The sequence below is a fragment of the Mesorhizobium sp. M2A.F.Ca.ET.037.01.1.1 genome (genome assembly GCF_003998075.1).
Classification (GTDB): Bacteria; Pseudomonadota; Alphaproteobacteria; order Rhizobiales; family Rhizobiaceae; genus Mesorhizobium.
On the sequence record NZ_RZSA01000731.1, the window covers coordinates 1 to 3,526 of the forward strand.

The following is a 3,526-nucleotide window of genomic DNA, read 5'->3' on the forward strand; positions in this document are numbered from 1 at the left end:
TCCAGGCGGTGGCGCCGGCCACGGCCAGCGCCACCGCCTGGAAGTGCGGCAAAGCGAGCGTGACGCGGCGCGCTCGGCCGATCCTGCCCAGCGCATCGTCGGTGAAGCCCGACATCGAGCCATCAATGGAGCGCAGCGCGTGCGGCAGCGCGCAAAAAAAGTCGAGCGGCACCTCCTCGCCCTCCGCGATGCCCGCCTGGCAGAGCGCGGCATTGTCCTTCGCGGCGATGATGGCGAAGGGCGAGCCGAACAGCGCCACGCTCGAGACCCATTCCGCCACCTCCAGCGGGCGCTCCAGTGCAAGGTCAATCCGATCCTCCTGCAGCAGCTTCGACACGTCGCCAATGGCGCTGTCGAGGAAGCGGAACGATACGCCGGGGGCCACCGCCGCGATGCGGGCGGCAAAGGGCGGCATCAGGAGCATGGAGAAGAAATCGGCACCCATAAGCGTGAAGGTCCGTTCCAGCCTCGCCGGATCGAAATCGGTTGCCGGCTGAAAGGCGCGCTCGATCTCGCGCAATGCCGCGCGCACCGGCTCAGCCAGGCTCTCGGCGCGCGGCGTCGGCACCATGTCGTTGCCGCGGCGCACGAAGAGCTGGTCGTTGAGCGCGTGGCGCAGGCGGTTGAGCGCCGCGCTGACAGCCGGCTGGCTAAGGCCGATCTGCTCGCCGGCGCGCGTCACGCTCTTCTCGCGCAGAAGCGCGTCGAGCACCCTCACCAGATTAAGGTCGAGCGCATTCAAATTCATCGCATCGATCCGCCCCATACGATCATTCGATTTCCGTCGGCCGCCCATCCCAGGTTAGGTCGCTGTCGAAGCCGTTTCGCCGGCGCGCAACAGAGAAAGAGCAATCATGACAATGATCAACACCAGCATCGCAGGCAAGGAACTCCTTTGGTTCAACAACACGCTTGTCGCCATCCAGGTCTGTTCGGCCGACGGCGAGGATGGGATCTGCGTTATCGAACACCGCCAGCCCTATGGCGATTCCGCGCCGCTGCACGTGCACCGCAACGAGGACGAGGTGTTTCATATCCTTGAAGGGCGGATACGCTTCGTCATCAACGGCCGTGAGCGGATCGCCGGCGCCGGCGAGACGGTGCTCGCGCCGAAAGGCCTGCCGCACACCTACAGGGTCGAGTCTCCGGAAGGGGCGCATACGCTCACAGTGACGCGCGGTCCGGATTTCGAGACGATGGTGCGCAAGGCAAGCCGCCCCGCTGAACGGCCCGACCTGCCGCCGGCGGCGACGCCGACGCCGCAGAAGATCGATATGCTGACCAGGCTGTGCGCCGAGAACGGCATCGACATTGTCGGGCCGCCGCTGGGGTGAGCCTTCCCTTCAACCGATTTGCATCTTGCTCGCCCGCAATCTCCGCTTGATGCCGTTTGTGCAACGCGATACGCCCTTGCCCAAATCGACAGGCCGGAGAGTTCCCGTGAGCGCTGAAAAGACCAGAACCGAAACCGATACGTTCGGCCCCATCGAGGTGGCGGCCGGCCGCTATTGGGGCGCGCAGGCGCAGCGCTCTCTGGGCAATTTCAAGATCGGCTGGGAGAAGCAGCCGGCCTCGATCGTGCGCGCGCTCGGCATCGTCAAGCGCGCCGCGGCCGAGGTAAACATGGAGATGAAGCGGCTCGATCCGGCGATCGGCAAGGCGATCCTGGAGGCCGCACAGGAAGTGATCGACGGCAAGCTCGACGAGCATTTCCCGCTGGTGGTGTGGCAGACCGGCTCGGGCACGCAGTCCAACATGAACGCCAACGAGGTGATCTCGAACCGGGCGATCGAGATGCTCGGCGGCGTCATGGGCTCGAAGAAGCCGGTGCACCCCAACGATCACGTCAACATGAGCCAGTCGTCCAACGACACCTATCCGACTGCCATGCACATCGCCTGCGCCGAGCGGGTCGTGCACCACCTGATCCCTGCCCTGCACCATCTGCACAAGGCGCTCGACGCCAAGGCGCGCGCCTTCAACCACATCATCAAGATCGGCCGCACGCACACGCAGGACGCCACGCCGCTGACCCTTGGCCAGGAATTTTCCGGCTATGCAGCGCAGGTCGCCTCCTCGATCAAGCGCATCGAGCAGACACTGCCCGGCCTGCAGGAACTGGCGCAAGGCGGCACCGCCGTCGGCACCGGCCTCAACGCGCCGGTCGGCTTCGCGGAAAAGGTGGCAGACCGCATCGCCGCCATCACCGGCATCGCCTTCGTGACCGCGCCGAACAAGTTCGAGGCGCTCGCGGCGCATGATTCCATGGTGTTCTCGCATGGCGCGATCAACGCGGCGGCCGCGGCTCTCTTCAAGATCGCCAACGACATCCGCCTGCTCGGCTCCGGCCCGCGCTCGGGCCTCGGCGAGCTGTCGCTGCCGGAAAACGAGCCGGGCTCGTCGATCATGCCAGGCAAGGTCAACCCGACCCAGTGCGAGGCGTTGACGCAGGTCTGCGTGCAGGTGTTCGGCAACAATGCGGCGCTCACCTTCGCCGGCAGCCAGGGCCATTTCGAGCTCAATGTCTACAACCCACTGATGGCCTACAACTTCCTGCAGTCGGTGCAGCTGCTCGCCGACGCCTCCGTCTCCTTTACCGACAATTGCGTTGTCGGCATCGAGGCTCGCGAGGACAATATCAAGGCCGCGCTGGAGCGCTCGCTGATGCTGGTGACGGCGCTTGCCCCCACCATCGGCTACGACAACGCCGCCAAGATCGCCAAGACCGCGCACAAGAACGGCACGACCTTGCGTGAGGAGGCCCTGGCGACGGGGCTGGTCAGCGAGGCTGACTATGATCGGCTGGTGCGCCCCGAGGACATGACGCATCCGGGGTAGTTTTCGCGACGCGGAGCGAGGCTGTTACAGGCTGCTGCGGCCTCGCGATGTCATTCCAGGGCGAAGTATCCCCGACCGCTTGCGGCTGCTTTGAGGTCACGGCATGGATCCTATGGGTCTGCGCGCGTCGCTTCGCTCCTTGCTCCGCTCGTGGATGAGGACGTGACGAGCGTCCCGGCAATCTCCGAAGCCAGCGCTCGCCAACTTCGGACCGAAGGTTCCGTTTTGCGGCAGCAGAATTTACCGGGATAGCCTAATCTCGCGACATGATTTTCGCACGCGGGCGCCAATTCCAAAAAACATATATCCTGTGAACAATGTGTCGCCGCATAGGTGGCTTTTTGTGAACAGTCTACATCGTTTATCTGACGGGTCATTCAACCCGTTCGGAGAACCGCCATGTCCATCAACTCTTCCGTCGCCGGCAACGGCACCGCATCCAACAGCTCCACCACGATCCTGCTCGGTCGCATACTGCTTTCCGTCATCTTCCTGCTTTCCGGCTTCGGCAAGCTCACCGCCATTTCTGGCACCGCCGGCTATTTCGGCGCTCTCGGCCTGCCGGTGCCGACCGTAACCGCCGTCCTGGTCGGCCTGATCGAACTGCTCGGCGGCCTTGCCGTCCTCATCGGCTTCCAGACCCGCATCGTCGCCTGGGTGCTCGCCATCTTCACGATCGCCACCGGGC

General features: G+C 64.6%; 4 protein-coding genes. 3 read left to right on the forward strand and 1 reads right to left on the reverse strand.

The annotated features are described in order from the left end of the window. Positions 1-748, reverse strand: a 748-nt coding sequence (locus EOA27_RS27875) for a LysR family transcriptional regulator (RefSeq protein WP_127257764.1), incomplete at its 3' end; no start/stop codon positions are given. Positions 749-854: 106 nt separating this feature from the next. On the opposite strand from EOA27_RS27875, the gene EOA27_RS27880 reads away from it, so the two are divergent. The 3 genes from EOA27_RS27880 to EOA27_RS27890 all read left to right on the forward strand — a co-directional run. Further along, the gene (locus EOA27_RS27880; protein WP_126083209.1) at positions 855-1,334 is read left to right on the forward strand and encodes a cupin domain-containing protein; all 480 of its coding nucleotides are present in this window, start codon (positions 855-857) and stop codon (positions 1,332-1,334) included. Between the two features lie 106 nt (positions 1,335-1,440). Then, a complete protein-coding gene (fumC, locus tag EOA27_RS27885) occupies positions 1,441-2,838 on the forward strand; it encodes a class II fumarate hydratase (protein WP_126083210.1) in 1,398 nt (465 codons plus the stop codon). A 399-nt stretch (positions 2,839-3,237) separates the two neighbouring features. Continuing rightward, positions 3,238-3,526 (forward strand): DoxX family protein (locus EOA27_RS27890; RefSeq protein ID WP_145970569.1); only part of this gene is annotated, 289 nt, incomplete at its 3' end.